General features: G+C 67.2%; 23 protein-coding genes. 14 read left to right on the top strand and 9 right to left on the bottom strand.

The genetic code is table 11. The features are described from left to right. Positions 1–281: 281 nt before the first annotated feature. The 5 genes from R1L06_RS15425 to R1L06_RS15405 form a co-directional block, all read right to left on the bottom strand. A complete protein-coding gene (locus R1L06_RS15425; RefSeq protein ID WP_032129690.1) occupies positions 282–1109 on the bottom strand; it encodes a class I SAM-dependent methyltransferase in 828 nt (275 codons plus the stop codon). Between the two features lie 174 nt (positions 1110–1283). Continuing rightward, positions 1284–2279: a tRNA dihydrouridine synthase DusB gene (dusB, locus tag R1L06_RS15420; protein ID WP_317218144.1), complete on the bottom strand. Its 996-nt coding sequence runs from the start codon at positions 2277–2279 to the stop codon at positions 1284–1286. 147 nt (positions 2280–2426) lie between these two features. Beyond that, positions 2427–2858: a hypothetical protein gene (locus R1L06_RS15415; RefSeq protein ID WP_317218143.1), complete on the bottom strand. Its 432-nt coding sequence runs from the start codon at positions 2856–2858 to the stop codon at positions 2427–2429. A gap of 148 nt (positions 2859–3006) precedes the next feature. Beyond that, positions 3007–3972 (bottom strand): ribokinase, encoded by a 966-nt coding sequence (locus R1L06_RS15410; RefSeq protein WP_032129936.1) that lies wholly within the window; start codon positions 3970–3972, stop codon positions 3007–3009. 25 nt (positions 3973–3997) lie between these two features. Further along, entirely contained in the window at positions 3998–5296 is a 1299-nt protein-coding gene (locus R1L06_RS15405) for a NupC/NupG family nucleoside CNT transporter (RefSeq protein ID WP_110711071.1), read from the bottom strand. A gap of 193 nt (positions 5297–5489) precedes the next feature. Here R1L06_RS15405 and R1L06_RS15400 point away from each other — a divergent pair, with 193 nt between their 5' ends. The 5 genes from R1L06_RS15400 to R1L06_RS15380 all read left to right on the top strand — a co-directional run bounded on the left by R1L06_RS15400 (position 5490) and on the right by R1L06_RS15380 (position 10946). Further along, positions 5490–6461, top strand: a complete 972-nt coding sequence (locus R1L06_RS15400; protein ID WP_317218142.1) for an aldo/keto reductase — start codon at positions 5490–5492, stop codon at positions 6459–6461. A 289-nt stretch (positions 6462–6750) separates the two neighbouring features. Continuing rightward, on the top strand, positions 6751–6945 hold the full coding sequence (gene hemP, locus R1L06_RS15395) for a hemin uptake protein HemP (RefSeq protein ID WP_005412278.1): 195 nt from the start codon (positions 6751–6753) through the stop codon (positions 6943–6945). 153 nt (positions 6946–7098) lie between these two features. Further along, the gene (locus R1L06_RS15390) at positions 7099–9342 is read left to right on the top strand and encodes a TonB-dependent hemoglobin/transferrin/lactoferrin family receptor (RefSeq protein ID WP_373695429.1); all 2244 of its coding nucleotides are present in this window, start codon (positions 7099–7101) and stop codon (positions 9340–9342) included. Between the two features lie 4 nt (positions 9343–9346). Further along, complete coding sequence (locus R1L06_RS15385; RefSeq protein WP_049399785.1) at positions 9347–9946, top strand: ChuX/HutX family heme-like substrate-binding protein; 600 nt, start codon at positions 9347–9349, stop codon at positions 9944–9946. A 73-nt stretch (positions 9947–10019) separates the two neighbouring features. Then, on the top strand, positions 10020–10946 hold the full coding sequence (locus R1L06_RS15380; RefSeq protein ID WP_317218141.1) for a DUF6607 family protein: 927 nt from the start codon (positions 10020–10022) through the stop codon (positions 10944–10946). 426 nt (positions 10947–11372) lie between these two features. On the opposite strand, the gene R1L06_RS15375 is transcribed toward R1L06_RS15380, so the two are convergent. The 3 genes from R1L06_RS15375 to R1L06_RS15365 form a co-directional block, all read right to left on the bottom strand. After that, a complete protein-coding gene (locus R1L06_RS15375) occupies positions 11373–11858 on the bottom strand; it encodes a hypothetical protein (RefSeq protein ID WP_317218140.1) in 486 nt (161 codons plus the stop codon). 109 nt (positions 11859–11967) lie between these two features. Next, positions 11968–14484 (bottom strand): ABC transporter permease, encoded by a 2517-nt coding sequence (locus R1L06_RS15370; RefSeq protein ID WP_317218139.1) that lies wholly within the window; start codon positions 14482–14484, stop codon positions 11968–11970. Beyond that, positions 14481–15128, bottom strand: coding sequence for an ABC transporter ATP-binding protein (locus R1L06_RS15365; protein WP_100437902.1), 648 nt, complete (start codon positions 15126–15128; stop codon positions 14481–14483). Before R1L06_RS15365 ends, R1L06_RS15370 begins: the two co-directional genes overlap by 4 nt. Positions 15129–15203: 75 nt before the next feature. Here R1L06_RS15365 and R1L06_RS15360 point away from each other — a divergent pair, with 75 nt between their 5' ends. The 3 genes from R1L06_RS15360 (at position 15204) to R1L06_RS15350 (ending at position 18076) form a co-directional block, all read left to right on the top strand. Continuing rightward, positions 15204–15848, top strand: coding sequence for an arylesterase (locus tag R1L06_RS15360; RefSeq protein ID WP_049422849.1), 645 nt, complete (start codon positions 15204–15206; stop codon positions 15846–15848). Positions 15849–15935: 87 nt separating this feature from the next. Then, positions 15936–16649 carry a response regulator transcription factor gene (locus R1L06_RS15355; protein WP_002811889.1) on the top strand — a complete coding sequence of 238 codons (714 nt, stop codon included), beginning with the start codon at positions 15936–15938 and terminating at the stop codon, positions 16647–16649. 155 nt (positions 16650–16804) lie between these two features. After that, positions 16805–18076 carry a sensor histidine kinase gene (locus R1L06_RS15350; RefSeq protein ID WP_032129926.1) on the top strand — a complete coding sequence of 424 codons (1272 nt, stop codon included), beginning with the start codon at positions 16805–16807 and terminating at the stop codon, positions 18074–18076. Positions 18077–18371: 295 nt separating this feature from the next. Here R1L06_RS15350 and R1L06_RS15345 read toward each other — a convergent pair whose 3' ends face one another. Continuing rightward, positions 18372–19073, bottom strand: coding sequence for an SGNH/GDSL hydrolase family protein (locus R1L06_RS15345; RefSeq protein WP_317218138.1), 702 nt, complete (start codon positions 19071–19073; stop codon positions 18372–18374). A 213-nt stretch (positions 19074–19286) separates the two neighbouring features. Here R1L06_RS15345 and R1L06_RS15340 point away from each other — a divergent pair, with 213 nt between their 5' ends. The 6 genes from R1L06_RS15340 (at position 19287) to R1L06_RS15315 (ending at position 24417) form a co-directional block, all read left to right on the top strand. Further along, a complete protein-coding gene (locus R1L06_RS15340; protein ID WP_032129924.1) occupies positions 19287–19682 on the top strand; it encodes a diacylglycerol kinase in 396 nt (131 codons plus the stop codon). Positions 19683–19714: 32 nt separating this feature from the next. Beyond that, positions 19715–20464, top strand: coding sequence for a TerC family protein (locus tag R1L06_RS15335; protein ID WP_004144462.1), 750 nt, complete (start codon positions 19715–19717; stop codon positions 20462–20464). A 219-nt stretch (positions 20465–20683) separates the two neighbouring features. Continuing rightward, the gene (locus tag R1L06_RS15330) at positions 20684–21844 is read left to right on the top strand and encodes an MFS transporter (RefSeq protein ID WP_317218137.1); all 1161 of its coding nucleotides are present in this window, start codon (positions 20684–20686) and stop codon (positions 21842–21844) included. Between the two features lie 555 nt (positions 21845–22399). Then, positions 22400–23020 (top strand): LemA family protein, encoded by a 621-nt coding sequence (locus R1L06_RS15325; protein WP_032130538.1) that lies wholly within the window; start codon positions 22400–22402, stop codon positions 23018–23020. A 3-nt stretch (positions 23021–23023) separates the two neighbouring features. Beyond that, the gene (locus R1L06_RS15320; protein WP_317218136.1) at positions 23024–23923 is read left to right on the top strand and encodes a TPM domain-containing protein; all 900 of its coding nucleotides are present in this window, start codon (positions 23024–23026) and stop codon (positions 23921–23923) included. Beyond that, on the top strand, positions 23923–24417 hold the full coding sequence (locus R1L06_RS15315; protein ID WP_032129898.1) for a TPM domain-containing protein: 495 nt from the start codon (positions 23923–23925) through the stop codon (positions 24415–24417). Before R1L06_RS15320 ends, R1L06_RS15315 begins: the two co-directional genes overlap by 1 nt. Positions 24418–24435 lie beyond the last annotated feature (18 nt).

The following is a 24435-nucleotide window of genomic DNA, read 5'->3' as shown; positions in this document are numbered from 1 at the left end:
CAGCCACGCATGGCGTGGCTCTACTGCCTCCATCGGCGGTGCAGTGTCGCATCCGCAGATCCACGCCATGCGTGGATGGTGCGGGCATCAATCGGCAGTGCGGTGTCGCATCCGTAGATCCACGCCATGCGTGGATGGCGCGGGCATCGGCGAAGGCAGCCACGCATGGCGTGGCTCTACTGCCTCCATCGGCGGTGCAGTGTCGCATCCGTAGATCCACGCCATGCATGGATGGCGCGGACATTGGCGAAGACAGCCACGCATGACGTGGCTCCACCGAATCAATACACCGTGGCGCGGCCCTGCACGAACGAATAGAAGAACACCGCGTTCGGATCGTTCTGCACCAGGCGGAACTCGCGACGCATGCCTTCCACGGTTTCCTCGTCCACCGATCCGGCCTGCAACAGCTGGTCGGCAGCCGACAGCAGCAGCTGTTCCCAGAACGCGATCATCGTCTTGCGACGGGCCGGTTCGCGGTTGTCCAGGTGGATGGTCTTGATCTCGGTGTGCACGTCGCGGAAGCCGCCGGCCAGCAGCAGGTTGCCCAGCTTGGCGCCGACGAACGGGTCGCCCCCGTGGTCGTACTGGAAATCGTTGAAGGCCATCCAGTAGCGCCAGATATGCGGCGAATACGGGTCGAGCAGGAACGAGGCATTCATCACCTCGGTGATGTAGACCGGCGAACCCGGGGCCAGCACGCGGCGCACTTCGCTCAATACGCGTGCTGGTGACGGCACGTGCTCCAGCACCCAGCACAGGAACGCCGCGTCGAAGCTGCGTGCTTCGAACGGCAGCTCCCCGGCGTCGGCCTGCTGCAGGGTGTAGCGGTCGCTGCACCACGGTGTGCGCGCCAGGTTCTCGCGCGCGGTGGCCAGCTGTGTTTCGCTCAGGTCCACGCCGGTCACGTGCAGATCGGGGAAGCGGCGCAGCAGGATTTCGGTCTGCGCGCCGACGCCGCTGCCGACTTCCAGCAGGCGACGCGCGCCGCTGTAGTCGATCTGGCCGAAGATGCTCGATTCCAGCAGCCGTGCCTGGGTCATCAGGCGCTGCTGCTCGGTGCCGGAGAATCCGTGCAGGTAGGTCGGGGAGGAAATCGGCGGGGTCATGGGGGCGGGCTCTTGTAGCGTCGAGCGTGATCAATGGAAGGGGCGCGTAGAGTCGAGCGTGCTCGACTGTTCAGAAAGCCAGTCGAGCACGCTCGACTCTACGGTGTGGAGCAGTCGAGCAAGCTCGACTCTACGGATCAAGGCAGTCGGGCGGGTTACGAGGGGCTGGCGCGCTCAGGCTGCCGAAGACAACGCCGGTTCCCCGGCGATCAGGCGGTCGAAGTACTCGGTGGTCAGCGCGATCTGGCTCTGCGGGTCTTCGGCACGGTTGACCACCGCGCGGAAGGCGGCATTCTCCGGCCGGTCCTTGGCGTACCAGCCCAGGTGCTTGCGCGCGATGCGCACGCCCTGCGGCTCGCCATAAAACGCATGCAGCGCATGCAGGTGACCGAGCAGGATGTCGCGCACTTCATCCAGCGACGGTGGCGGCAGTTCCTCGCCGGTGGCCAGGTAGTGCGCCACCTCGCGGAAGATCCATGGCCGGCCCTGTGCCGAGCGGCCGATCATCACTGCGTCCACGCCGGTTTCCTTCAGGACGTAGGCGGCCTTCTGCGGCGAATCGATATCGCCGTTGGCGATCACCGGAATGCGGAGTGCGGCCTTGATCTCGCCGATCGTGGCGTACTCGGCCTGGCCGGTGTAGTGCTGGTCGCGGGTGCGGCCGTGCACCGCCAGTGCGGCGATGCCGCTGTCCTCGGCGATGCGCGCGATCACCGGACCATTGCGATGGTCGCAGTCCCAACCGGTACGGATCTTCAGCGTGACCGGCACGTCCACCGCGTTGACCACGGCTTGGAGGATGCGCGCCACCAGCTGCTCGTCGCGCATCAGTGCCGAACCGGCCCAGGCGTTGCACACCTTCTTGGCCGGGCAGCCCATGTTGATGTCGATGATCTGCGCGCCGTGGTCCACGTTGTAGCGGGCGGCTTCGGCCAACTGCTGCGGCTCGGTGCCGGCGATCTGCACGCTGATCGGTGCCGGCTCGCCGTCATGGTCCATGCGATGGATCGACTTGCGCGTGGTCCAGAAGCGCGGGTCGCTGATGGTCATTTCCGAGGCGGCCAGTCCCGCGCCCAGCCGTTTGCACAGCAGGCGGAAAGGCTTGTCGGTGACGCCGGCCATGGGCGCCAGCACGACGTTGGGGGCAATGGTGTACGGGCCGATCTGCATGCGCCCATTGTAGGGCGCGGGCGGCGGTACGGCCGTGTCGGAGGCGTTCCGGTTCAGGCCGATCCGCACCCAGCTCATGCCGTACCGGCATCAACAGATGCTTGACGGTTGCTTCCGCCGCCCCCAAGGGTGGGCGATGGTAGGCGGCTACCCCAGGCTCTGCCAGGCCTGGCGGGTACCCAACGCGAAGGCCAGCCCCAGGCTGAGGCAGGCCAGTGAACTGACTACCCAGAAGTACCGGCCGTTGTAGCCGGGCCGGAGCAGCGCCAGCCCGAATCCCATCGCCGCGCGCAGCAGCAACAGCAGGGCGATGCCCGACAGCACCGGACGGCTGGCCGGCAGCGGCGAATGCCAGCCTGCGGCTGCCAGCGCATACAGCGTCCAGGCCACCAGCACGGCAGTAATGCCGGCGGTCATCAGTGGTGGCCACCAATGCCCCGCCTGTGCCAGCCGGACCATGCGCGGGCCAGCGCCGAACCACCGGTACCAGGGTGCCCCAAAGGCAATGCAGCCGATATGCAGCAAGGCTGCGATGGCACTGCCGGCGGCGGCAACCAGCAACCAGGGGAATCCGTCCATGTCCTGCCCGTGCAGAGAAGCTGCGCGGATGTTCGGCGAGGGGCGGGGTGAGGGCAATGCGGCAGGCGGTCGCAGAGCTGGACAATGGGCAAAAGAAAGGCCCGGATGCCAGCGCACCCGGGCCTTCCCATCCACGCATGGCGTGGATCTACTTCACTTCCACGTCGGCCGGGGTGAAGCGCGGCATTGCCGCAGCAGCGCCTTCCTTCTCGGTCGAACGACCGGCGAACTGGTTGGCGAAGCGCACGTGGCGGGCGAACGGGGCGTCGGCCACCTGCGCCAGCGACGCGGCCAGCGCACCGTTGAAGGCGTCACCGGCACCGGTGGTGTCGATCGCCTGCACCTGTTCGGCACCCACGCGGTAGTACGGCTGGGTATCGCCGCGCAGGTTCTCGTCGGCATGCGACACGAACACACCCACCGAACCCAGGGTCACCACCACGGTACCGTTGCCGACCAGCTTGCGGCAGAGCGCATGCAGGCTGGCACCATCCAGCGCGGCGACGTCGTTGGCATCCACGCGCTCACCGACATGGCGGCCGAGCAGGGCGGCGAACTCGGTCTCGTTCGGGGTGATCACATCGGCCAGCTTGAGCAGGCCGATGGTCGAAGGGGCGTCGGCCGGTGCGGTGTTGAGCACGGTGGTGACGCCGGCCTCGCGGGCCGTGGCCAGTGCCGCTTCGATGGTCTGCACCGGCGATTCCAGCTGCACCAGCACCACCTTGGCGCCGGTCAGCAGGGCCTGCTGCTGTTGCAGGAAGTCGGTGCTCAGCGCGGCGTTGGCACCCGGTCCGATCACGATGGTGTTGCGGCCACGGGCATCGACGTAGATGCCGGCGGTGCCGGTCGGCTCGCTGCTGGCCTCGGCGATCAGCGCGAATCCATCCTGCGCGGCCAGCTCACGGGCGGTGGCACCACCGGCGTCGTCGCCCAGCGCGCATACGAAGTGCGTGTCGGCACCGGCGCGGCAGGCCGCCACGGCCTGGTTGAAGCCCTTGCCACCGGGGCCGGTGCTGTAACGGCCGGCAATGGTCGCACCCGGTGCCGGCAGCGACTCGCACCGCCACACGTGATCGACATTGAAGGAACCGACGACAACGACACTGCTGCTCATAGGGAATCTTTTCTCAACCAAGGGTTCAACTGAAGTGCGTCAGCACGCCGGCGATGGTCGCCGTCATGAAGGTGGCAATGGTACCGCCCAACACCGCGCGCAGGCCGAACTTGGCCAGATCGTGGCGACGTTCCGGGGCCAGGCCGCCAATGCCGCCGATCTGGATCGCGATCGAGCTGAAGTTGGCGAAGCCGCACAGCGCGTAGGTGGCGATCAGGCGACCTTCCTCGGACAGGCTCACGCCGGCGATCTGGCCGTTCACGATCTGCGACAGCTCGGTGTAGGCCACGAACTCGTTGATCACGACCTTCTGGCCGATCAGCGAACCGACGGTGGTGGCATCGGCCCACGGGGTGCCGATCACCCAGGCGATCGGGGCCAGCACGTAACCGAAGATGGTCGACAGGTTGGTCGGCTTGCCGATGGCGGCGGCCAGGCCGGTCACATCGCCGATCCAGGTCAGCGGGGCGTTCAGCAGCGCGATCAGGGCGATGAAGGCCAGCAGCATCGCACCGATGTTCAGCGCCAGCTTCAGGCCGTCACCGGCGCCGGCGGCGGCCGCGTCGATGATGTTGCTGGAGGTCTTCTCGACTTCCATCTTCACCGTGCCGCGGGTCAGCGGGGTGCCGGTCTCCGGGATCAGCAGCTTGGCCACGACCAGGGTGGCCGGGGCCGCCATGATGCTGGCCGCCAGCAGGTGCTTGGCGTAGAAGGCCTGCTGCGCCGGATCGCCACCGCCGAGCATGCCCACGTAGGCCGCCAGCACGCCGCCGGCGATGTGCGCCATGCCGCCGATCATCATGGTCAGCAGCTCGGACTGGGTCATCTTGGCGATGTACGGGCGCACGGTCAGCGGCGCCTCGGTCTGGCCGATGAAGACGCTGGCGCAGACGCTGGTGGTTTCCGCACCCGACACGCGCATCACCTTGGTGATCGACCAGGCCATCACGCGCACGATGCCCTGCATGACGTTGAGGTGGTACATCACCCCCATCAACGCAGAGAAGAAGATGATGGTCGGCAACACCTGGAAGGCGAAGATGAAGCCGTAGTTCTTGGTGTCCATCAACGAGCCGAAGATGAAGCCCGAGCCCTCGTTGACGTAGCTGAGGATCTTGACGAAGCCCTTGCCCAGTGCGTCGAACACGTCGCGTCCGCCCGGCACCAGGATCACCAGCGCCGCGAAGGCGATCTGCAGGGTGATACCGGTGGCAACCAGCTTCCAGTCAACCGCGCGCTTGTTATTGGAAAACAACCAGGTGATGCCGATCAGCACCGCCAACCCGAACAGGCCGAAGCCGATCCTGCCCAAACCTTCGACCATGTGAGTGACTCCCCTGGGGCGTCGCGAAAAACGGGAAGCCTAGTGCAGGGCAGGGGCCGGGGCAAGAAAAAGCAGCGTGTGCGCGGCCAACGGTACCGATCAGGCCAGCAACGGCAAGGGCTTGCGGCTGGCGGCGGCGGGTAGAATGGGGTTCGATCCCGGCCCGGATGCGGGCCCGCAGCAGGAGATTCGCATGCAATACCGTCGCCTGGGCTCCACCGGCCTGCCGATTTCCGCCTTGTCCTTCGGCGCCTGGGTGACCTTCGGCGACCAGATCCCGCGCGATGAGGCCCGCAACCTGGTGGCCGCCGCCTGGGATCATGGCGTCAACTTCTTCGACAACGCCGAGGGTTATGCCAACGGCCGTGCCGAACAGGTCATGGGCGACGTGATCACCGATCTGCGCCTGCCGCGCGACGGTTTCTGCGTGTCCAGCAAGGTGTTCTTCGGCAGTGCCAAGGACCCGCGGCCGACCCAGCGCGGCTTGTCGCGCAAGCACGTGACCGACGCCTGCCATGCCGCGCTCAAGCGCCTGAGGGTGGACTACCTGGACCTTTATTACTGCCACCGCCCGGATCCGGACGCGCCGATCGCCGAGACCGTGCACGCCATGGATACCCTGGTACGGCAGGGCAAGATCCTCTACTGGGGCACTTCGGAGTGGTCGGCGGCGCAGATCCAGCAGGCGCTGGACATCGCCGAGGCGCGCAACCTGCAGGGCCCATCGATGGAGCAGCCGCAGTACAACCTGTTGCACCGCGAGCGGGTCGAGGTCGAGTACGCGCCGCTGTATGCGGGTGCCGGCCTGGGCACCACCATCTTCTCGCCGCTCGCCTCGGGCCTGCTCACTGGCAAGTACGACCAGGGCATCCAGGCCGATGCGCGGCTGGGGCGGGAAGGCATGGAGTGGTTGCAGGACCTGGTGCTGGGGGCCGACGCCGGCGCCCGCCTGGGCCAGGTGCGGCGCTTCAGCGAGGTGGCACGCGCGCTCGGCCACGCCCCGGCGACGCTGGCGATTGCCTGGTGCCTGCGCAACCCGAACGTTTCCAGCGTGATCCTCGGCGCAAGCCGGGTCAGCCAGTTGCTGCAGAACCTGCAGGCACTGGACGTGCTGGAGCAGGTCGACGCGGCCGGCTGGGCCCAGGTCGAAGCCGTCTTCGCCTGACAGCCCTTTGGGGAGTCGAGCCACGCTCGACTCCAGGTTGGTCGGGCCTTTGTAGAGTCGAGCCATGCTCGACTCCGCATGTAGCGCGGGCATTTCCAGGCGACGGCGCGAGAGCAGTCGAGCGTGGCTCGACTCTGCAAAAGCCGTGTGCCCCCATCTCCCAATAGATGAAATCTATCGAATTTCAGAATTCGATCATTAATCTCATCAATGAAATTGAGAATGGTTGTTGATTGTCAACTGAGAATCATTATCATTTAACTCGTCCCTCGCACGAGTCCAGATGCTCATGAATGCTCAACCTGTACTGCTGCGCCCCGAAACGCTGACCCTCCGCGATCGACCGGTCCGCGTCGTTCCGCCGGAAGAGGTCATCGACAGTGAAGCCCTGCTCAAGGGCCGTCGTGAAATCCTGATCCAGCACGGTGACCGCTTCTATCGCCTGCGGCACACCAGCAACGACAAGCTGATCCTGACCAAGTAATCGCGGCCTGGTCGCCCGCCTCCCTCCCTCCTGCCGGCAGCGCCGACAGGGTGGGCGACCCGTCCGCTCCCGCTCTCTCCCCCTCGGTCTACCGCGTGCACCTTCCGGGTGTGCCGGTAACCGGGGGTTCCCCTGCCTGACCGAATGAACCCGATGACCCGCCATACCGCCCTGTGTCTTGCTGTCTGGATGGCTTTGCCGCTGTCCGCCCACGCTGCTGCCGCCGCTGCGCCCGACGCGCGCGAATTTGACCGGGTGCAGGTCACCGCGACCCGCACCGAGCGGGCGGTGAGCGACGTGGCGGCCACCGTGGACGTCATCGACCGCGAGCAGATGGACCGGCACCTGGTGCAGGACATCAAGGATCTGGTGCGCTACGAGCCGGGCCTGTCGGTCACCCGCAGCGCGACCCGCTTCGGCCTGGATGGTTTCCGCATCCGTGGCCTGGACGGCAACCGTGTGCGCATCCAGACCGATGGCATCGTCATGCCGACCCGGTTCGACATCGGTTCGTTCGCCAGTTCCAACCGCAACTTCACCGACCTCGATACGCTCAAGCGCGTGGAGATCGTGCGCGGCCCGGCCAGCTCGCTGTACGGCTCCGATGCACTGGGCGGCGTGGTGGCGTTCGTCACCAAGGACCCGGCCGACTACCTCAAGGACGGCAAGAACAGCTACTTCGGCCTGAAGTTCGGCTACGACGGTGAGTGGAAGGGCCTGCTCGGCGGTGCCACCGCCGCCTTTGGTGGCGACCACTGGAGCGGCCTGGTCAACGTCAACCACCACCAGGGCCAGGAAACGGACAACAAGGGCACGGTGCGCAGCGACAACGATACCCGTACCGCGTCCAATCCGCAGGACCGCGACGGCCGCAGCCTGCTCAGCAAGCTGGTCTACGCACCGAGCGAAGACCAGCGCTTCCGCCTGACCGTGGAAGGCAACGAAGACACCACCGATACCAATGTGTTGTCGGCGATTGCCAGCGTTGCACCGCGCCCCGGCGCGATGGCTGCGGCTACTGGCATGAAGTCCCACGACACGCAGAAGCGTACCCGCGTGTCCTTTGCCCACGAAATGGATGCGCTGGACCAGCCGTTCGCCGACAGCCTGCATTGGCAGGTGTATGCGCAGAACAGCGAAACGCGGCAGCAGACCGACGAGACCCGCACCGACGGCAGCCGCCGTCACCGCGTGTTCTCCTTCGACCAGCATGCCTTTGGCCTGCAGGCGCAGTTCAACAAGGCGTTCAGCACCGGCAGCGTCGAGCACGCATTGACCTACGGCTTCGAAGGCACCCGTACCGAGATCCGCCAGAAGCGCGACGGCTACCAGGTCAACCGTGCCGGTGTGGTCAGCAACATCGTTACCCCCGACACCTTCCCGGTGCGTGACTTCCCGATCAGCAAGACCACCGAGTTGGGCCTGTACGCGCAGGATGAAATGCGCCTGGCCGACGGCAAGCTGTCGCTGGTGCCGGGCGTGCGCGTGGACCGTTACGAGCTGAAGCCGGAAGTGGACAGCATCTTCGCCGAAGACAATCCGACTACCGCCGTAGCGCAGCTCAAGAAGACCAGCGTGTCGCCGAAGCTGGGCATGGTCTGGCGCTTCACCGACCAGTGGTCGCTGTTCGCCGGCTATGCGCGTGGCTTCCGTTCGCCGCCGTACAACGACGTCAACATCGGCCTGACCAACGTGGCCTTCGGCTACACCGCCATCGCCAACCCGGACCTGAAGCCGGAAACCAGCGACGGCTACGAGCTTGGCCTGCGCTTCATCGCGCCGGCGGCGTACGTCAGCGTCAGTGGCTACTACAACGACTACAAGGACTTCATCCAGTCCAACGTCAACACCGGCCGCAACGCACAGGGCCTGATGGTGTTCCAGTCGCAGAACATCGCCGACGCGCGCATCCATGGTGCGGAAATGAAGGCCGGCATCGAATTCGGTGAACTCAGTCCGGCGCTGAAGGGCTGGGCGCTGCGCAGTGCGTTGGCCTGGTCGCGTGGTGACAACCGGACCGATGACGAACCGCTGGCCTCGGTCGATCCGTTGCGTGGCACGCTGGGCCTGATGTACGACACCGATACCTGGGGCGTCGAACTGGCCGGCACCTTCGTGCAGCGCAAGAGGCGCCTGCCGCCGCCTGCTGCGCAGACCAATCCGAACGCACCGGCGCCGTTCGTCTACCAGCCGGCCGGCTACGGCGTGCTGGACCTGATGGCGCACTGGAACTTCGCACCGGGTGCCACCTTCAATGTCGGCGTGTTCAACCTGGCCGACAAGCGCTACATCGAATGGTCGTCCATCACTCCGAGCCTGATCACCAATCGCGCACTGAGCGATCGTTTCAGCAGCCCGGGCCGCACCTTCTCCGCCAGCCTTGCCGTTTCCTGGTGACCTCATGAGCCGAGCACTGTCCGCACGCAGGAATGACTCCATCGCCGCGCCGTACAGCGCGGCCTGGCCGACCCCGGCACAGCTGGCCACGCTCGGCACCGTGTTGTGCCTGTACCACGCCGACGGCAACGAGCTGGGCGGCTGGCGCCAGGCCGTACGCGTGCATGCCTGCCAGGGCGTGGACAGCGAAGGCCTGCGCGAAAGCCTGTGTTTCCTCGATGGCCGCGGCCGCTGCGTGTGGCGCCTGTACCTGCTGCCGGACAGCGACTTCCTGGCCTGGGACCGGCTGGTGGCTGCGTTGCCGCCGGGGCCCGAGCACGACAGCGACGGCAGTGTCGGCGAACGCCTGTGGCGGCGCCTGGCTGGTCATCTGGGTGGCCAGCGCTGGCGCCTGTGCGCGCTGCGCCTGCATGCCGCCGACGATGGCCGCACGCTGGCCGCCAGTCTGTCGACCCTGTCCTCGCTGGGCGCAGCCACCGCGCGCCGCATTGCACGGCTGGAAGGTGCCGAAGGCGAGCTGGCAATCGACGATTGCTGCTGTGCCGATGCCGCGCGGCGTCCGGCGCCGCGGATTCCCGGCGACCTGCCGCTGATCCGCCTGTGACCCACTCCTGATGGAACGCCTGTCGGCCACGGACGGCCTCTCAACGCATCTGCAACCCCGAAGGAAGACCCCGATGAAGCTCCAGACAGCCAGCGCCCTGCTTGTGCTCGCCGCCAGCGGCGTGGCCAGCGCGCAGCCCTCCGATATCGCCCGTGACCACGACAGCATCCTTGCCATGCAGGGTGAGTACACCGTGGACTTCGCCTTCGACGAGACCGTGCTGCTGAAGCCGGGCTACGAGCGCGCGTCGGCGATGCGCAGCGGTGGCAGCGAAGTGGTCATCGTGGTCGAAGACACGCCGAAGCGCATCGTGCTGCAGCACCTGCTGCTGGACGAGAAGAGCGGCCACATCACCAAGCACTGGCGTCAGGACTGGGTGTACGAAGCACCGAACCGTTTCGAGTTCAGTGCCGACCAGACCTGGAAGGTGCGCAGCATTCCGGCGGCGGTGAACCAGGGCGCCTGGACCCAGTGCGTATACGAAGTGAGCGACGCACCGCGCTATTGCGGCACCGGCACGTGGACCTACACCAACAACGTGCCGAGCTGGACCAGCGACCTGAGCTGGCGTCCGCTGCCGCGCCGTGAGTACACCAAGCGCAGTGACTACAACGCGCTGGCCGTGATCAACCGCCACACGCTGACCCCGAACGGCTGGACCCACGAGCAGTTCAACACCAAGGTGCAGCGCAACGCCGATGGCAGCCAGGTGGAGATCGCCCGCGAGTTCGGCTTCAACGACTACGTGAAGACCACCGAGGTCGACTTCACCCCGGCGCGAAACTACTGGAAGGCCACTGCCGGTTACTGGGCCAAGGTGCGCCAGCGCTGGGACGGCTTCCTCGGCCAGGCCCCGGGCGTGCACCTGAAGACCAAGATCGACGGCATGGCGATGATCATCCCGATGTTCACCCAGGCCGAAGAGATCCAGGCCGGCAAGAAGGTGAAGGACAAGCAGATCGACGACGTGTTCGCCAAGTACGTGGAAAAGGCCCAGTAAGTCGAGCCCTGCTCGACTCATGGCGCGGATCCTCTGGTCAGGTGCAGCGCCGCGTATCCGCTTCTGGTAGGTGCCGAGCTTGCTCGGCACGCTCTTCGCCGGCGATTGCACACCGCATCCACGCGTGGTTTGGATGTGACGTGCTGGATATCCGCGCCTGGTAGGTGCCGAGCTTGCTCGGCACGCTCTTCGTTGGCGATTGCACACCGCATCCACGCATGGCGTGGATCTACCGTGCCGCATATCCGCTCCTGGTAGGTGCCGAGCTTGCTCGGCACGCTCTTCGTCGGTGATCGCACACCGCATCCACGCATGGCGTGGATCTGCCATGCCGCATATCCGCTTCTGGTAGGTGCCGAGCTTGCTCGGCACGCTCACCATCGGTGATCACACGCTGCATCCATGCCATGCGTGGATGCGATGCACTCAGGACGCCGGCCCACTCAAGGTGGTCAGGTCCAGCCCGGCGTCCTGGAAGGCACGCAGGGTAGCCTGCAGGCTGGCCTCGTCATCGCGGGTGCGGACGCCCATGGCAGCTTGGTGGCAACGCACTCGATCCGTGCTGCAGGCGCTACGGTCCGGCAGCAGCAGCGCGGTCTGTGCGACGAGGATCGCCATGTGCGCCACTTCCTTTCTCGGCTTCGGTTGGCCCCGGTAGAACCGGTCGAACTCAGCACGCAGGTCGGCCACCACGTCGGCATCGCTGCGCGTGCGTGACATGCTGACCGGAACCAGATAGGTCGGGTGGCCCTCGTGGAAGGCTTGCGCTTCATCAGCCAGCACCGTTTCCAGCACGAAGGCCTGCACCGCGTCAGGAACATAGCCCTCCGCCGCGCGGGCGCCTGCGGGCAGCACCGCGGTGAGCAGCGGGGAACTGGCCAGAAGGATGCGCAGACAGAGGCCGTATTTCATCTTCATTCCTTGAACCTCGGGAGCACGGGAGCAACCTTCCGCGCTTCCGGACGATCTGATCGGGTGGGGCGCGCAGCATAGCGCCCCACCCGAGTGGGTCACGATCGCGTCAGGCTTCGCGCAGGGCCAGTGCCGGTGGCGTATGCAGGATCGCGCGCGTACCCCACCAGCCTGCCAGCAGGCTCAAGCCGATGCCGACCACGCCGCCGATCAGCAGGCCCGGCCAGGGCGGCAGCAACGGCAGCTCGAACACCTTCTGCGAAACCGCCACGCCGATCGCAGCGGCCGCGCCCACCGCCAGCAACGCGGCCAGCGTGCCCAGCGCACCGAATTCCACCAGCACCGCGCCACGCAGCTGGCGACGGGTCGCGCCCAGCGTGCGCAGCACCGCGCTGTCGTAGCGCCGTTCGCCCGCCGTGGCCTGCAGCGCGGCCAGCAGTACCAGCACGCCGGCCAGCAGACTGAACACCATCACCAGCTGCACCGCCTGTGCCACCCGTTCCATCACATCGCGCACCTGCGAGATCACCGCGTCCACGTCCAGTAGCGACAGGTTCGGCTGCGCGCGTACCAGCTCGCCCAGTCCGGCGGCCTTGCCGGCCGGTAGATGGAATGCCGACAGCAGGTTGTGTGGCGTATCGCCCACCGCATTCGGGTTCAGCAGCACGAAGAAGTTCGGCCGGAAAGTGTTCCAGTCGGCCTTGCGCACGCTGGTGACAGTGAACTCGCGTTCCTGCTCGCCCACCGCAATGGTGATGCGGTCGCCGGGATGCACGCCGTAGCGCTTGGCCCAGCCGATTTCCACCGAGGCTTCGGCGGCGGTGCTGTCTGCCTTCCAGAAGGTGCCGTTGACCAGTGTGTTGGCCGGCGGGAAGCTGTTGCGCCAGCTGAAGTTCAACGGCCGGTTCTCGTCGTCGTCATCGCGCTGGCCTTCGCCCTGTGCCGGCTGCCCGTTCTGCTCCGGCGAGCGGTCCACGCGCAGCGGCGGCTTGCCGTTGATCGCGATCAGGCGGCCAGTGGCCATCGGTTCGATGCTGGCGTCGTTGGCGCCCAGTCCACGCAGTGCGGCCAGCACGCTGTCGCGCTGTTCGGGCTGGATGTTGATCAGGAAGTAGTTCGGCGTATCCGCGGGCAGTCGCTCGCGCCACTGCTGCAGCAGGCCGGGGCCGGTCACCGCCAGCAGCAACAGCGCGCACAGCGACAGCGACAGCCCCACCAGCTGCATCACCGCCAGCATCCGGCGCCGGGTCAGCGCGGCCAGACCCAGCCGCCAGTGGCCATGCAGGCGGTGCTGCAGGCCGCGCAGCAGCTGCAGCAGCACGAAGCCGACCACGCCGGCCGCCACCGCCAGCGCGGCCAACCCGCCCAGCACCCACAGCGCCAGCTTGAGATCACCGGTGACCTGCACCGCCAGCAGCAGACTGGCCGCCAGGGCAGCCACGTAGGCCAGCAGCGAGGCCGGCGGCAGGGCGGCGAAGGAGCGGTTGAGCACCCGCATCGGCGGTACCCCGCGCAGGCGCAGCAGCGGTGGCAGGCCGAAGCCGAACAGCAGCAACAGCCCGATGCCGGCACCGGTCAGCGCAGGCATTGCCTCGGGCAGCGGCAGGCGCTGCGGCACCAGGCTGCCCAGCACCTGCACCAGGCCCTCCTGCGCCGCCATGCCCAGGCCGATGCCGAGTGCGCAGGCCGGCACCGCCAGCATCAGCAGCTGCAGTGCCAGACCGGACAGGATGTCGCGCTGGCGCGCGCCCAGGCAGCGCAGGATCGCCACCTGGTCGATGCGGCGCAGGGCGAAGCGGTTCGCCGCCAGCGCCGTGGCAACACCGGCCAGCAATACCGCCAGCAGCGCGCTGAGGCCGAGGAAGCGCCCGGCCAGGTCGAAGGCCTGGCGCACGCCACGCTGGGTGTCGTCCACACTCAGCAGGCGCAGGCCCTTCACCTGCGGCAGCAGCCATTGCCGAAGTGCCGCGATCGGCTCTGCTGCTCCGGCGAACATCAGCCGGTAGTTGATGCGGCTGCCCGGACCGAGCAGGCCGGTGCCTTCCACATCGGCGCGGTTGACCAGCAGGGTGGGGGAAAGCGTAAGCAGATCGCCGCCGGTATCCGGCTCGGCCTCGATGATGCCGGCGATGCGCAGCGTGCCAGCGCCGAATTCAAGGTCGTCACCGGCCTTCAGTCCCAGCCCCTGGAGAAGGCGTGGGTCGGCATAGGCCTGGCCCTTGGCCGGCATGCCGGCGTTGTCGATCAGGGCGCCCCCGGGCGTGGCCCGCACCCGCAGCGTGCCACGCAGCGGATAGCCCGCCTGCACCGCCTTGATGCTGGCCATCTGGCTGGCATCGGCGTTGAACAGCACGCTGCCGAAGCTGGCGATACGGGTGTAGGAAAGTCCGCGCCGCTGCGCCTCGTCGGCGAACGCCTGCGGCGGGTCATCGCGCCCGGCGATGCCGAGGTCGCCGCCTAGCATTTCCGCTGCGCTGCCGGTCAGTGCCAGGTTGACCCGGTTCACCAGCGTGCCGACCGCGGTCATCACCGCCACGCCCAGCACCAGCGCGGCGAACACGGTCAGCAGGTCGCCGGCCAGCGCCTCGCGGCGCAGCGCGCGCCACGCGTGCCGCAGCAGGTTCATGCCTGCGCCCCACGCTCGACCGGCAGCAGGCGGCCGTCGTCGATGCGGTGGATGTACTGGCAACGCTGGGCCAGGCGCAGGTCGTGAGTGACCAGCACCAGGGTGGTGCCGCTGCCGGCGTTGAGTTCGAACAGCAGGTCGCTGATGTGCTGGCCGGTGGCGTGGTCCAGCGAGCCGGTCGGTTCGTCGGCGAACAGGATGCGCGGGCGGGTGACGAAGGCACGTGCCAGTGCCACGCGCTGCTGCTCGCCGCCCGACAACTGGCGCGGATAGTGGCGGGCGCGATGGGCCAGGCCGACCTGGGCCAGCACTTCTTCCACCCGCGCCCGGTCTTCGCGCCCAGCCAGTTCCAGCGGCAGCGCGACATTCTCGGCGGCGGTCAGTGCCGGCAGCAGATGGAAGCTCTGGAACACGAAGCCGACCTCACGCGCGCGCAGCTGGGCGCGGGTCTCCTCGTCCAGCGCCGCCAGGTCCTGGCCGGCCAGCGCGATGCGGCCGCGGCTGGGCAGGTCCAGCCCGGCCAGCAGGCCGAGCAGGGTGGTCTTGCCGGAACCGGAGGCGCCGACGATGGCCGCGCTGGTCCCTTCATGGACGGTCAGGGTGATGTTGTCCAGTATGTGGACTTCACCCTCCGGGCCCTGCACGGATTTGCCGACCTGGTCGACGGCGATGGCAACGGACGCGCTGCGGGGGGACAGGCTGTCGATGAGGAGACTCCAATGCGCAAGACGGGATGGAGCCGGCGAGCCGGCGTGATGATGGTGCTGCTGCTAGGGTTCCTGCTGCTGCCTGGGCTGGCCTGTGCCAAAGGTCCGGCCGGCACCGTGCTGGTGCTCGGCGACAGCCTCAGTGCTGCCCACAATATCCCTGCCGACGCCGGGTGGGTGAGCCTGCTGCAGCAGCGGGTCAGGCAGCAGTCGAAAACACCGGCGCGCATCGTCAACGCCAGCATGAGCGGGGAAACCACCGCCGGCGCGCTGACCCGCCTGCCGGGCCTGCTGGCGAAGGAAAAGCCGACCGTGGTGGTGATTGCCCTCGGCGGCAATGACGCACTGCGGGGGCTGACCCCGGCGCAGGTGCAGGGCAACCTGGAAAAGATGGTGCAGGCCAGCCAGAAGGCCGGTGCCAAGGTGCTGCTGCTGGGCATCGACGTGCCGCCCAACTACGGGCCAGCCTATCGCCAGCGCCTGGCGGCGGCCTACAAGGCGCTGGCCACGCAGTACAAGGTGCCGCTGCTGCCGTTCCTGCTGGAGGGCGTGGCCCTGCAGCCGGGCATGATGCAGGCCGACGGGCTGCACCCGACTGCACAGGCGCAGCCGAAGGTGCTGGACAACGTCTGGCCGCTGCTCAGACCGTTGCTCTGAACCGTTTGTTTACCTCTTGACGGAACTTCACATCGCGTCCACCGTCGATCCGGCATGTTTCACAAAGCTGAAGTTAGAGGGAATCACATGCGTCAGACGAAGGAGACCTCCGGCTTGGTGCTGGTGGTCGAAGACAACCGCAACATCTCCGAGATGATCGGGGAATACCTGGAAGGTCGCGGCTTCGAAGTCGACTATGCACAGGACGGCCTGGATGGCTACCGCCTTGCGGCGGAAAACAGCTATGACGTCGTGGTGCTCGACTTGATGTTGCCGCGCCTGGATGGCATCGAAGTGTGCCGTCGCCTGCGCAACGATGCGCGCAAGTCCACCCCGGTGCTGATGCTCACGGCACGCGACACGCTGGACGACAAGCTCACCGGCCTCGGTTTCGGCGCCGATGACTACCTGACCAAGCCGTTCGCGATCCAGGAGCTGGAAGCCCGCCTGCGCGCGCTGATCCGCCGCGAGCGTCGCCAGGTCGGTTCGGAAGTGCTGAAGGTCGCCGACCTGGTGCTCGATCCGGTCAGCATGCGTGCCACCCGTGCCGGTACCGAGCTGCAGCTGTCGCCGATCGGCCTGCGCCTGCTGACCATCCTGATGCGCGAATCGCCGCGCGTGGTCACCCGCCAGGAGATCGAACGCGAGATCTGGGGCAACGGCCTGCCGGATTCGGACACCCTGCGCAGCCACCTGTACAACCTGCGCAAGATCATCGACAAGCCGTTCGACCGTCCGCTGCTGCATACCGTGCAGAGTGCCGGCTACCGCATTGCCGACATCGCCCAGCCGATGGCCTGAGCAGGCCCGCGCCGGTGCAGTCGCAGGCCGGGCCGGGCTGCGGCCAGGCACAAGGGCAGGGGATGACCGTCCGGCAGTGCCGCCGGTCATCGCCCGTGCATCCCAACGGCGCGGTGCGCTGCCTATAATCGCAGCGCTCTGACCGGGACCCCGCAATGCCGCACGGCCTGCCGCGCAAGATCCGTATCGCTTTCATCCTGCAGGCAGTGCTGGCCAGCCTGGGCATCCTGCTCGGTGCGTGGCTGGTTTCGCTGGTGATCAAGCACAGCCTGGTCGGCGCCGCCCTGCGCGAGGAGGCGGCGTACTTCTGGACGCTGCACGAGGCCTCGCCGGTGCAGCCGCCACCCAACACCCAGAACATCCGTGGCTACCTGCTGGAAAGCGGGCAGTCGGCTCTGTCGTTGCCAGCCAATCTGCGCAACCTGGAGCCCGGCTTCCACGAACTGCCCAAGGACGACCAGCTGGTGCTGGTCGATGTGCGCCCGGCCGGCCGCCTGTACCTGGTGTTCCTGCGATCGCGCGCGGAAATGCTGGCGTTCTGGTTCGGCATCGTGCCGGTGCTGCTGACCCTGCTGGCGGTGTATGGCGCCAGCTGGGTCACCTATCGTGCGTCCAAGCGCCTGGTATCGCCGGTGAACTGGCTGGCGCGACGCGTCTCGCGCTGGGACCCGGGCCACCCGGAGGCGGCCGACCTGGAGCCGAACAAGCTGCCGGCGGACATGCAGGGCGAAACCCGCCAGCTGGCGGCCGCACTGCATTCGCTGGCCAACCGGGTCAGCGCGCACGTGGCGCGCGAGCGCAATTTCACCCGCGATGCCAGCCATGAACTGCGCACACCGCTGACCGTCATCCGCGTGGCCAGCGACATGGCGCTGGGCGATGACAGCCTGGAGCCGCGCCTGCGCCGCAGCCTGCAGCGCATCCAGCGTGCCGGCCGTGACATGGAGGCGGTGATCGATGCCTTCCTGATCCTGGCCCGCGAGGCCGACGTCGAGCCCCAGGTCGAGCTGTTCGACGTCAACGACATCGTCCGCTATGAAGTGGACAACGCCAACGAACTGCTGGGTACGCGCCCGGTGTCGGTGCACCTGCACAGCGATGGCCCGGTGCAGCTGCATGCGCCGCCGCGGGTGCTGCAGGTGGTGGTCAGCAACCTGGTGCGCAACGCGTGCAGTTACACCGATGAGGGGCGCATCGACGTGCATGTGCACAACGATCGGGTGGTGGTGCGCGATACCGGTATCGGCATGTCGGCCGACGCACTGTCGCGGGCCTTCGAGCCGTTCTACCGCGCCGAGCCGAGCCGTCCGCAGGGCACCGGCCTGGGCCTGTCGATCGTGCGCCGGCTGTGCGACCGCTTCGGCTGGAAGGTCAGCCTGGCCAGCGAGCCGGGTCAGGGCACCGAGGCGACGGTGATCTTCCGGTAGAGGGCTTTTGCCGGGCTGCGCCCGGCACCCGCCGAGGCGACATCAACATCAAAAGCGGGCATTCCGTGAAATGGCGGGGCGGTGTGGGTTTGCAGGACACGCCGTAAACCCGTCCATGGGGGCTCGATGGCGCCATCCATGGCGCCAACGGTCCTGCAAACCCACACCGCCCCGCCTTTGACAGTTTCCCGCGATCCGCAGTAGATCCACGCCATGCGTGGATGAATTCAGTAGATCCACGCCATGCGTGGATGAAGTTGCGGTAGCGCCGGGCCATGCCCGACGCACGCCTGACTCAATCGCACTTCACCTTCGGCGCCAGCGCCCTGGTCCAGATCGCATAGCCGGCCGGGGTCATGTGCAGCATGTCCTCGCGGAACAGCGACGCATCCGGCTGGCCGTCGGTGCCGAGCATCGGCGTGTAGACGTCGGTGAAACCGGTGTTGGGCAGCTTGGCCAGGGCGGCCCTGATCAGCGTGTTGGCCTCGTTGATCGCCGGCAGCAGGTGTGCGCGCGACGGGCTTGGCTTGATCGACAGGTACTCCACCTTCGTCTTCGGCAGGTCGCGGTGCACGCGCTGCACGAAGGCAACCACATCGTCGCGCACCTGCACGGCGCTGCGGCCGCTGTTGAGGTCGTTGTCACCGGCGTAGAAGAACACCTTGCACGGTGCATACGGCACCACGATGCGGTCGGCATACCAGGTGCTGTCACGCACTTCCGAACCGCCGAAACCACGGTTGAACACCGGCTGGCCGGGGAAGTCGGTGGCCAGGCTCTCCCAGAAGCGGATCGAGGAGCTGCCGATGAACTCGATGCCGCCCCGTGGCGGCGGGCTGGCCTGGTCGGCGCTGGCAAAGTGGGCCATGTCGCCGGCCCAGGCCACGTTGGAGACCTGCTCGGGCACGCGCGGCGGCTTGGCCGGGCTCAGCGCCTGGGCCAGGGGGGCGGCGGTCAGCAGGCCCAGCATCAGCAGGCAGGTACGGCGACGGGACATCAGGCGCTCCAGCAGGGAAGGGGAAAGCCATCATAGAAGCTGGGGCGGGCCGGGGCTTGCCCCTGGCAGTCCATTCACCGGGCCGGTGCCGGGATGCGGCTGGCGGCCTTGTGGCAAAATGGCGGCCATCTGCCTATCCCTGTGCACCCATGATTCCCTGCCGTGCGTCTGAGCGGTCGCTGCGCCGCGCCCCTGTTGCTGGATGTTCCACCCGTGGCTGATCAGTTCGGCCATCTGCCCCGCGGCCCGCGCCGCATCTTCCAGGCCGCGCGCTGGTCCTGGCAGGGCCTGCGCGCCGCCTGGCTGCATGAGTCCTCGTTCCGGCTGGAGGTCTACCTGCTGATCCTGCTGACCCCGGTCGCGGTCTGGCTGGGCCAGACCCCGGTCGAGCGTGCGCTGCTGATCGGCTCGATGCTGCTGGTGCTGGCGATGGAACTGGCCAACTCGGCCATCGAGGCGGTGATCGAACGTTACGGCAGCGAGATCCACGAGCTGGCCGGCCGCGCCAAGGACATGGGTTCGGCGGCAGTGTTCGTGCTGATGATGAACGTGCTTCTGTGCTGGGCGCTGGTCGTGGTCCCGCATGCAATGGCCGGCAATTACGGCTGATCCCCATTCCCCCACTGCCCTGAAGAGTTTCCATGTCCTTTGAGTTCCTCGCCGACCCCAATGCCTGGGTGACCCTGTTCACCCTGAGCGCACTGGAAATCGTGCTCGGCATCGACAACCTGGTGTTCATTTCCATCGCGGTCAGCAAGCTGCCGGAAGAGCGTCGCCCGTTCGCGCGCAAGCTCGGCATCGCCGTGGCCTGCATTACCCGCATCGCCCTGCTGGTGTCGCTGGCCTATCTGGCGCACATGTCCGCCAACCTGTTCACCGTGGCTGGTATGGGCATCTCCATCCGCGACCTGGTGCTGATCGTCGGTGGCCTGTTCCTGATCATCAAGGGCTACATGGAGATCAAGGAACTGATCACCGGTGGCGAAGACGAGAACCCAGCCACCAGCAAGGCCTCGGGTGTATTCGGCATGGTCATCCTGCAGATCGCCATCATCGACATCGTGTTCTCGCTGGACTCGGTGATCACCGCCGTCGGCATCGCCGATCACATCCCGGTGATGGTCGCCGCCATCCTGCTGTCGGTGCTGGTGATGCTGCTGGCCGCCAACCCGCTGGGCCGCTTCATCGACGCAAACCCGACCGTGAAGATGCTGGCACTGGCCTTCATCCTGCTGATCGGTGCGGTGCTGATCCTGGATGGCCTGGACGTGCACGTGCCCAAGCCCTACATCTATGCCGCCATGGGCTTCTCGGTGCTGGTGGAATGGCTGAACCTGCTGATGCGCCGCCGCGCACGCGATCACCACGTGCCGGGTGCTGGCGACTGGTAAGCAGATCACAGGCAAATGTGTGTCCAGAACCCCCGGCCAGCGCCGGGGGTTCTGCGTTATGGGACCCATTGGGCTCGCCGGGCCATGCCCGGCGGGGAGGTTCCCGCCAGCTGTGAATTGAGGTCAACAGTGTTTTCCCGGGGCGAGGCTTAATCCGCGGCAGCAAAGCGCGCAGGCTACGCGCTCTTTTCCAGGACCTGCCCCACGCAGGATGACCCCATGAACTCCAGAGCCGCATTGTTGGCCCTTGCCGTCGGCGCCTTCGCCATCGGCACCACTGAATTCGCGCCGATGGGCCTGCTGCCTGTCATTGCCGACGGCGTCGGCGTGAACATTCCCACCGCCGGCATGCTGATCACCGCCTATGCCGTGGGCGTGATGCTGGGCGCGCCGGTGATGACCCTGCTGATGGGACGGTTTGGCAAGCGCACCGCGCTGATGCTGCTGATGTCGATCTTCGTGGTCGGCAACCTGCTCTCGGCACTGGCCCCGAACTACGGCCTGCTGTTGCTGTCGCGTCTGGTCACCAGCCTCAATCACGGTGCCTTCTTCGGCATCGGTGCGGTGGTTGCCGCCAGCCTGGTGCCGAAGGACAAGCAGGCTGCCGCCGTGGCCACCATGTTCATGGGCCTGACCATCGCCAACATCGGCGGTGTGCCGTTGGCCACCTGGGTGGGCCAGCAGCTCGGCTGGCGTCTGTCCTTCGCCGGTACTGCGGTGCTGGGCCTGGTCGCGATCACCGCGCTCGGCCTCGCGCTGCCGGCATCCGCGCCGGGGCCGCGCCCGGACGTGCGCCGCGAACTGAGAGCGATCCTGCAGCCGCAGGTGCTGCTGGCGATGGCTACCACCGTGCTTGGCGCCGGCGCGATGTTCACCCTCTATACCTACGTGGCGCCGGTGCTGACCGAGCTGACCGGCGCGTCCAACGCCTTCATTGCGATGTCGCTGGCGCTGATCGGCATCGGCTTCACCTTCGGCAACGGCATCGGCGGGCGCATGGCCGACTGGTCGCTGGATGGCGCCACCCGCATCCTGCTGGCGGTCCTGGCCGTGTTGATGTTCGTGCTGCCGCTGGCCTTCATGAATCACGCCACGGCGGCGCTGGGCGTGCTGCTGTTCGGTGCGGCGACTTTCGCCATCGTGTCGCCGTTGCAGATCCGGGTGATGCAGGCGGCCAGCGAGGCGCCGGGACTGGCGTCGTCGATCAACGTCGGTGCGTTCAACCTGGGCAATGCCGTGGGTGCGGCGCTGGGCGGTGCGGTGATCAGTTCGGGCCTGGGCTATGCCGCGATTCCGGTGGCCGGTGGCCTGCTGGCGGCCTCAGGGTTGCTGCTGGCATGGCTGGGGCGTCCGCGCACTGCGGTGGCCGAGGCTTGCTGAGTGATGTGGGGTTCCGGCAGGGCTTGCAGCCCTGCACCCGCGGTAGTGCCGGCCGCTGGCCGGCAACTTCAAAAGCAAAGGCGTGCATTCCGTGGGTTGGCGGGGTGGGTCCGGTTGCGGGGGACGCCGTGAATCCGTCCATGGAGGCTTGGCCGCGGCATCCATGCCGCGGACACCCCCGCAATCGGACCCACCCCGCCTTCGACAGATTCCCGCGGTCTGTCGGAACGGCGTTCCGCTCTGGTAGGTGTCGACCTTGGTCGACACGAATGCCTGAAGAACCGGCTTTTGCTTTTGTTTTTTTCTTTTGATCTTCCCGCGGTACGCAGGAAATTGTCCGTGGCCGGGAGGGTGGGTTGGCTGGGGGCGTGAGCCGCATGGATGCGGCGATCGAGCTTACATGGACGTACTTGCAGCGCCCCCCAGCCAACCCACCCTCCCGGCCAACCCCGATATCCAGCAAACACAACCACCGCGGAGGGGGCGGCGCCCGATGGCCGGTCTTTCACCCGAACCATGGCATGCTCGGCGCCAAGCCCACCCGGAACCTCCGCCATGCGCCTGTTCACCCGTGTCCTGCCCCTGATGCTGTTGGCCTCCCTGCTCTCCGGCTGCGGCTACAACGCCATCCAGCAGAAGGATGAAGCGGTCAAGGCCAGCTGGTCGGAGGTCATCAACCAGTACAAGCGCCGCGCCGACCTGGTGCCCAACCTGGTGCAGACCGTGAAGGGCTTCGCCAGCCAGGAAGAGCGCGTGCTGACTGAAGTGACCAACGCCCGTTCGCGTGTCGGCCAGATCAACGTCAATGCCGACGACGAAGCCTCGCTCAAGCAGTTCCAGCAGGCCCAGGGCGAACTTGGCAGCGCGCTGTCGCGTCTGCTGGTGGTCACCGAGAACTACCCGGAACTGAAGTCGAACCAGAACTTCCGCGACCTGCAGGCGCAGCTGGAAGGTACCGAGAACCGGGTCACCGTCGCCCGCGGCCGTTACATCCAGCAGGTGCAGGACTACAACACCTACATCCGCTCGTTCCCGCAGGTGATCACCGCCAAGATCTTCGGCTACAAGACCAAGCCGAACTTCACCGTGGACAACGAAGCGCAGATCTCCAACGCGCCGGCGGTCGATTTCGGCAACGCGCCGCAGCAGCAGCCGGCACCGCAGCCGGGGACCTGATCGATGCGCCTGGCCTCTGCGCTGCTGGCCCTGCTGCTGTGGCTGCCGCTGGCCTCGCATGCGCAGCAGCTGGCGCCGGTTCCTGCGCTGGATTCGCCGGTGGTCGATACCACCGGCACGCTGGACGCCACGCAGAAGCAGGCGCTGGTGCAGCAGGCGATCGAACTGCAGCAGCGCAAGGGCAGCCAGCTGCAGGTGCTGGTGGTGCCGACCACCCAGCCGGAGGACATCGCGCAGTACACCACGCGGGTCTTCGACCAGTGGCAGATCGGCCGCAAGAGCGTGGATGACGGGGTGCTGCTGGTGGTGGCCAAGGACGACCGGCGCGTGCGCATCGAGCCGGGCTACGGTCTGGAAGGCGCCATTCCCGATGCCATCGCCAACCGGGTCATCCAGGAATACCTGGTGCCGCGCTTCCGCAGCGGCGACTACGCCGGTGGCATCACCGACGCCACGGCGGTGCTGGTCAAGCTGATCGACGGCGAAACGCTGCCGGCACCGGTCAGCGGCCATCGCGGTCGGGAACCCGGCGGTGGCGGCGATACCTGGTTCCTGGCGTTGTTCATCGGTGTGTTCGCCGGCAGCATCCTGCGCGGCGTGTTCTCGCGCGTGCCGCGACCGCTGCGCGGCCTGCTCGGCGGTGCCGGTGCGGCGCTGGCGGCGTTCCTGTTCACGTCCACGCTGCTGGCCAGTGGCCTGGCCGGCGTCGTAGGGCTGATCGTGGCCATGCTCTCCGGTCATCCGGGCCGCTTTGCCGGTGGCGGCGGCTGGGGCGGTGGCAGGGGCGGTGGCAGCTGGGGTGGCGGAGGCGGCTTCGGCGGGGGCGGTGGATTTGGTGGCGGCGGCGGCTGGGGTGGCGGTGGTGGCCGCTCCGGTGGTGGCGGTGCTTCGGGGGGCTGGTGATGATCCAACGTCTATGTCGGCACGTGTTTTCGCCGTCGGTACGGCGCGCGTTCCCGCCCGCCACATTGCAGGCGATCACCGAGGCCATCGCGGCCGGTGAGCAGCGCCACGGTGGGCAGGTGATGTTCGCGGTGGAAGCGGACCTGCCGCTGGGGGCGCTGTGGCACAGGGTGACCCCGCGCCAGGCCGCCGAGCATGCCTTTGCCCGCCTGCGCACCTGGGATACCACCCACAACAACGGTGTACTGATCTACCTGCTGCTGGCTGACCACGCCATCGAGATCGTCGCCGACCGGGGCCTGCAGGGCCGGGTCAGTCCGGCGCAGTGGCAGCGGGTCTGCACCCACCTGCGCGAGGGCCTGCGTGGTTCCCATCCGGTGGAAGCGCTGCAGGATGCCATCGACGAGGTCTCCAGCCTGATCGAAGGGCACTTTCCGGCCTCGACGCGGTCGAACGATGACGCGTTGCCGAACTCGCCCCAGCTCCTTGGTTGAGCCGGGGCGGCACTGGCC

The sequence above is a fragment of the Stenotrophomonas mexicanensis genome (genome assembly GCF_032911605.1).
GTDB lineage: Bacteria > Pseudomonadota > Gammaproteobacteria > Xanthomonadales > Xanthomonadaceae > Stenotrophomonas > Stenotrophomonas maltophilia_A.
Note: the sequence above shows the minus strand (reverse complement) of the source record. Positions and strands in the feature narration are given on the sequence as shown.